This window comes from Rhodococcus sp. (in: high G+C Gram-positive bacteria) (assembly GCF_049286785.1).
Taxonomy (GTDB): Bacteria; Actinomycetota; Actinomycetes; order Mycobacteriales; family Mycobacteriaceae; genus Rhodococcus_F.
The window spans coordinates 1-5710 of record NZ_JBAQEO010000896.1; the positions used below are offsets into that span (position 1 = coordinate 1).

The 5710-nt window shown below is 66.5% G+C and carries 5 protein-coding genes and 1 pseudogene; 4 read left to right on the plus strand and 2 right to left on the minus strand.

The genetic code is table 11. The annotated features are described in order from the left end of the window. The 3 genes and pseudogenes from WAW17_RS32175 to WAW17_RS32185 form a co-directional block, all read left to right on the plus strand. Window positions 1–378 (plus strand): annotated as a pseudogene (locus tag WAW17_RS32175) (pyridine nucleotide-disulfide oxidoreductase); the annotation flags it as partial. Further along, window positions 375–728 (plus strand): 4Fe-4S dicluster domain-containing protein, encoded by a 354-nt coding sequence (locus WAW17_RS32180; RefSeq protein ID WP_422336880.1) that lies wholly within the window; start codon window positions 375–377, stop codon window positions 726–728. The pseudogene WAW17_RS32175 and the gene WAW17_RS32180, both read left to right, overlap by 4 nt. An 82-nt stretch (window positions 729–810) precedes the next feature. Then, window positions 811–1473: a restriction endonuclease gene (locus WAW17_RS32185; protein ID WP_422336881.1), complete on the plus strand. Its 663-nt coding sequence runs from the start codon at window positions 811–813 to the stop codon at window positions 1471–1473. A gap of 33 nt (window positions 1474–1506) precedes the next feature. On the opposite strand, the gene WAW17_RS32190 is transcribed toward WAW17_RS32185, so the two are convergent. Both WAW17_RS32190 and WAW17_RS32195 read right to left on the minus strand, forming a co-directional pair. Then, window positions 1507–1968 (minus strand): 6,7-dimethyl-8-ribityllumazine synthase, encoded by a 462-nt coding sequence (locus tag WAW17_RS32190; RefSeq protein ID WP_422336882.1) that lies wholly within the window; start codon window positions 1966–1968, stop codon window positions 1507–1509. A gap of 24 nt (window positions 1969–1992) precedes the next feature. After that, window positions 1993–2505 carry an Lrp/AsnC family transcriptional regulator gene (locus WAW17_RS32195; RefSeq protein ID WP_422336883.1) on the minus strand — a complete coding sequence of 171 codons (513 nt, stop codon included), beginning with the start codon at window positions 2503–2505 and terminating at the stop codon, window positions 1993–1995. Window positions 2506–2642: 137 nt separating this feature from the next. Here WAW17_RS32195 and WAW17_RS32200 point away from each other — a divergent pair. Further along, the coding region (locus WAW17_RS32200) for an indolepyruvate ferredoxin oxidoreductase family protein (RefSeq protein ID WP_422336884.1) at window positions 2643–5710 on the plus strand (3068 nt) is incomplete at its 3' end.

Consider the following 5710-nt stretch of genomic DNA (forward strand, 5'->3'; position numbering starts at 1 on the left):
GGGCTGGACGCCGGCGCGGTTGTCGCGGCTGCGCAGGCCGAACTGATTCCATTCGAGAAGAACTACCTGCGCCACGGGGTTCGGGTGCGGGGGGCCCTCGACGAACTGGAGTCGCTGTGGACCGCGCTCTCGCTGGGACTCGGAGGGGGCGACGGTGACGAGCGGGTCCGGGCGCGCCAGGCAGCGGCCATCACCGCGGTCGGGCGGTGGATGTACCACTCGACCCTCGCCCGCACCGAAACCCGCGGCATGAGCAAGCGTGCCGACTTCCCCGAACTCGACCCCGCCCAGCACCACCATGTGCTGACCGGCGGACTCGACGTCGTGTGGACGCGGCCCGGGGCAGTGAAAGACGCACCGTTGCAGGTGGCCTCATGATCGAGATACTCCTCGCCGACGCGTGCATCGGCTGCGACAAGTGCGTCGATGCATGCCCCACCAACGTGTTCGACAGAACACCGTCCGGAGTCCCGGAGATTGCCCGGCAGTCCGACTGCCAGACGTGCTTCATGTGCGAGGCATACTGCCCGGCCGACGCACTCTTCGTGCACCCGCAGTCGTCGCCGGTCTCCGATGGTCGGCCGATGGACGCCGATCAGATCGGGCGCTACCGCGAAAAACTGGGCTGGGGCAACGGTCGCAGGGCAGGATCGCTGACCGCGGTCGGGCCGGTACTACCGCACGGCACCCCACCGCCGCGGTTGGTGGAATCAGCTGCCACGTCGTGACGTTCACCAACTGGTAGCTGATGTGCGGTGCCCTCAGGGTAACTTGGAGGAGAAGTTCCGAAATCGACTCAGGGAAGGGTGCATGACTCGCATTCGTACTGCCGCTGAAGCCGAAGTCAACGCTGCCGAGCAGATGCGGTTGCTCGGGTACGCGGACGCCACGGCACTGCCTGGTGGCGCGGACGGCGGCATCGACGTCTACTCGTCACAGGCATATGCGCAGGTGAAATGGCGTGGGGGAACAGCAGGCACGCACGATCTCGAGAATCTGTACGGTGCCCGCGGAACGAGCCGATCGAGGGAGCTTCTGTACTTTTCCCGGGCCGGCTACACCGACGACGCGCGCGAGTACGCGAACGCCGTGGGTATCGCACTGTTCGGGTGCGAACCGGACGGTGACACCCCTCCGGTGGGTGATCGGGCACTCGATCTCGTCTCAGCCGCCCGCAACTCGGCCGCGCGTAACTCGAAGATTGCCGCAGAGACTGAGCCGCCCGCGGTGCAGAAGCCGGCGTCGCCTGCGCACATGATCGCCGGCAACGCCTGGGCGGGAGTCGCGCGATTCCTCGGCGCCCACTGGCGGATCATCTGCGCCGTCCTCTGCACGGTCACCCTGCTGATCGCGCCGTTCGGGGAGGGGCATGTGGCACTGCGGGTCTTCGCCACCATCGTGAGCGTGGTGGGCGCCCCGGTGTTCTGGTTTCTCTACGTCCAGCACCGGCAGGCGTCGCAGCGCACTCGGTAGACCCCGGCCTACCGACAATGTCGGTTCATATCTCTAGTTCACGGGAGGAAGCGACTTCAGCGACGTGATGGTGGCCGCGCAGGCCTGCGCAGCCTCGGCACCCTTCTTGACGAAGTGCTCGCCGAAGTAGGTGAGGTGCTCTTCGTGCTCGTGGAAATGATGCGGAGTCAGCACCACGGAGAAGACGGGTACGTCGGTGTCGAGCTGCACACGCATGAGTCCCTCGACGACGGCGGTGGCAACGAACTCGTGACGATAGATGCCGCCGTCGACCACCAACGCCGCCGCCACCACGGCGTCGTAGCGGCCGGTGAGCGCGAGACGTTTGGCGTGTAGAGGGATCTCGAAAGCTCCGGGTACCTCGAAGAAGTCCAGATCTTCTTTGGGATAACCGAGGATGGCGATCTCATCGGTGAAGCCGTCGCGAGCGCGATCGACGATGTTGCGATGCCACGTGGCCTGAATGAACGCGATCCGTCCCGAACTCTCACTCATGATCTGAAAACTACTGCACCGGGTTCAGTGCTGCACACGCGGCAGTGCCGTCGACCGCCCCCAGCCGGAGTCGCCGGTGAGGTGCTCGAGTAGTGGCTGGATGCGATAGGGCAGTGGGCTGGTCAACGCGATGGTGGTGGTGGAGTGCGTGACGCCCGGAAGATTCGCGATCTTCTCGAGCAGCTTCTGGAGTTCCGCGTGAGTGGACGTGGCCACGCGCACCAGCAGGTCTTCGCGGCCTGTGGTCGCGTGGATCTCGATCACCTCCGGCAGGTCCACCAGCCGCTGGCCGACAGCGGTGAGCTTGCCCTGCTCGAGTTCGAGTCCCACGAAGGCCTGAATGGGAATACCCACCTCTGCGAGGTCGAGGTTGGGGCGGAAGCCCTGGAGTAATCCACTCGTTTCCATCCGCTTCATCCGCGACTGGATGGTGTTGCGCGCGACGCCCAGCGAGTTGGCGAGCTCGGCCACGCTCATCCGCGAGTCCCGTCCGAGCAGGCCGAGCAGCTGCACGTCGAGCTTGTCGATACTGAGCACTTTGGTACCTCCCGGGCGGTGACGACGATCACTGCTTGGTTGAACTGATCAGTTGATTCGATTTGCGTTGACCAAATCGTAGAGCAGTAACAGGATCAAGATCACGAAATGCTCAACGCGACGGATCGGAATTGGCAATGACTCAGCTGGACGACGCTCGCACCACCGCATCTTCCTTCGACCTCGCCGACCGCTACCGGGCAGACTCCGGGCCGGTCCTGATGACCGGTGTGCAGGCCATCGTTCGCCAGCTCGTCGAACAGCACGAACGCGACCGCCGCGCGGGACTGACTGTCGCGACCTTCGTCTCCGGATATCAGGGCAGCCCCCTCGCCGGACTCGACCGCACGATCGCCGCAATCCCCACTCTGAGCACCGACCACGACGTGAAATTCGTGCCCGGCATGAACGAGGAACTGGCTGCCACCGCGGTATGGGGCAGTCAGGTCGACCTGCCGCAGGGCGAGCGTACGCACGACGGGGTCGTCGGCGTCTGGTACGGCAAGGGTCCGGGACTCGACCGCGCGTGCGATTCCGTCCGGCACGCCACGATGTACGGCGCCAACCCGCGCGGCGGCGTCCTCGCGTATGTGGGTGACGACCCCAACGCCAAGTCGTCCACCATCCCGTGCGCCAGCGAACGGTCCCTGGCCGCGATGGGCATGCCGGTGTTCTTCCCCCGCAACGCCGAAGAGGTCATCACCTTCGGCCTCTACGGGGTGGCGCTGTCGCGGGCATCGGGTTGCTGGTCGGGCATCAAGATCGTCGCGGACGTCGCCGACGGTCTGTGGACCCTCGACCGCGACTTCGCCGACCTCGACATCGTCGTTCCGAAGATCGAATGGAACGGCAAGCCCTGGTCTTACCGGCAGCGGATCTTGGCGTCGCCGCCCGACAGTGTTCTCGCCGAGGCCGACCTCTACGGTCCGCGCTGGGAGATGGTCGAGGCCTTCAACGCCGCCAACGACATCGACTGCCTCGAAGTGAACCCGCCGGCCGCGTGGCTCGGCATCGCCGCCGTCGGCACCGCCTACGACTCGCTGCGTCAGGCCCTCCTCGACCTCGGTCTGGGGCAGTCTCAACTCGAGGACGCCGGCATCCGCATCCTGCGCATCGGCATGCCCTACCCGCTGGGTGCGGCCAAGGTGCGCGCACTGGCGGACGGCGTGGAGCAAGTGCTCGTGGTCGAGGAGAAGATGCCGTTCGTCGAGGCCCAGCTCAAGGGCATCCTGTACGGCGGAGCCAACGCGCCGGCCGTGCTGGGCAAGAAGAACGCGCAGGACAAGCCGCTGGTCCCCGTCGACGGCGAGCTGACCGCCGCCCGCCTCACCGGACCGCTGCGACGCGTGCTGAAGGACCGCGTGGCCCTGACGCCGGCGCCGCCGCCGCGTCTCGAACTCACCGTGCTACCCACGTCGCGGACCCCGTACTTCTGCTCCGGCTGCCCGCACAACCGGTCCACCGCGGTGCCGGAGGGCTCGCTCGCGGGTGGCGGAATCGGCTGCCACACACTGGTCACCATGTCGGGTCGCACCGACAGCGCCGTCACCATGCTCACCCAGATGGGCGGCGAGGGCGCGCAGTGGATCGGGCAGGCGCCGTTCACCGACGTCAACCACATGTTCCAGAATGTCGGCGACGGCACGTACTTCCACTCGGGTCAGCTGGCCGTCCAGGCCTGTGTCGCGGCGGGCGTCAACATCACCTACAAGGTGCTCTACAATTCCGCAGTCGCGATGACGGGGGCGCAGGATGCCGAGGCCGGGCTCACCGTGCCGCAGCTCACCCACAAGCTCGCGTCCGAAGGCGTCAAGCAGATCATCGTCTGTGCGGAGGACCCCAAGCGGCACAAGGGGGCCCGCTTCGCAGCGAACACTCTGCTGTGGGATCGCAGCCGTCTCGACGAGGCGCAACGCCTGCTCCGCGACGTCGAGGGCGTGACCGTTCTCATCTTCGATCAGCAGTGCGCTGCCGAGGCGCGTCGTAAGCGCAAGCGCGGCACGCTGCCCGCCCGCCGCACCCGCGTCATCATCAACGAGGCCGTCTGCGAGGGTTGCGGCGACTGCGGTGTGAAATCGAACTGCCTGTCCGTGCAGCCCGTCGACACCGAATTCGGCCGCAAGACCAAGATCGACCAGACCAGTTGCAACACCGACTACTCGTGCCTCGAGGGCGACTGTCCGTCGTTCGTGACGGTAGAACTGCCCGAAGAGGACGCGCCGAAGACGTTGCGGGAGATTCCCGCACCCCCGGACGTCGGCGAACCCGACCCCGCGGTGTGGACCGGCACCCGCAACCTGTTCATGGCCGGCGTCGGTGGCACCGGGATCGTGACGGTCAACCAGGTTCTCGGGATGGCTGCACTGCGTGCCGGGTTGCACGTCGAGGGACTCGATCAGACCGGTCTCAGTCAGAAGGCAGGACCTGTCACCTCACATCTGCGTCTCGGTGACGGTCAGTCCGGTGCCCTGTCCAACCGGATCAGCCCGTCGACGGCCGACACCATCCTCGCGTTCGACCTGCTCACCGCCGCCGACGCCAAGTACGCCGGCTACGGCAACTCGGAGCGCACCATCACCGTGGCGTCGACGAGCCAGACACCCACCGGCGAGATGGTGTACGACCCCGCGGTGCGCTACCCGGACGAGGACAAGTTGCTCGAACGTCTCGACGTCTCGTCCCGTGAACTCACCGTGATCGACGGGCTCGCCGCCGCCACCGCACTGTTCGGCAGTACCGCCGCCGCCAACTTCCTGCTCGTCGGCGCCGCCTACCAGGCAGGAGGGCTGCCGATTCCGGCCCGATTCATCGAGGAGGCACTCGAGATCAACGGGGTGGCCGTCGAGTCGAACAAGGCAGCCTTCGCGTGGGGCCGGGTCGCAGTCGCCGACCGTGAGGCCTTCCTGAGAGCCACCCGGTCTGCCGCGCTGCCCCAGCGCAGTGACACCGTCGTCCCGACGCGCCTGTTCGCGGGCAGCACGCTGGACGGCGAGACGCGAGCGCTGGCCGAGCGGCGTACCGCGAATCTGGTTGCCTTCCAAAGTGATCGGGTGGCAGCACGCTACCTTGCGGTGGTGCAGCAGGCCTGGAACGCCGAACGTGAACTCGGGAACCGGACGGAGTTCAGCGAAGCCGTCGCTGCGGGCCTGCACAAGCTCACCGCCTACAAGGACGAGTACGAGGTGGCCCGGATGCTCACCGATCC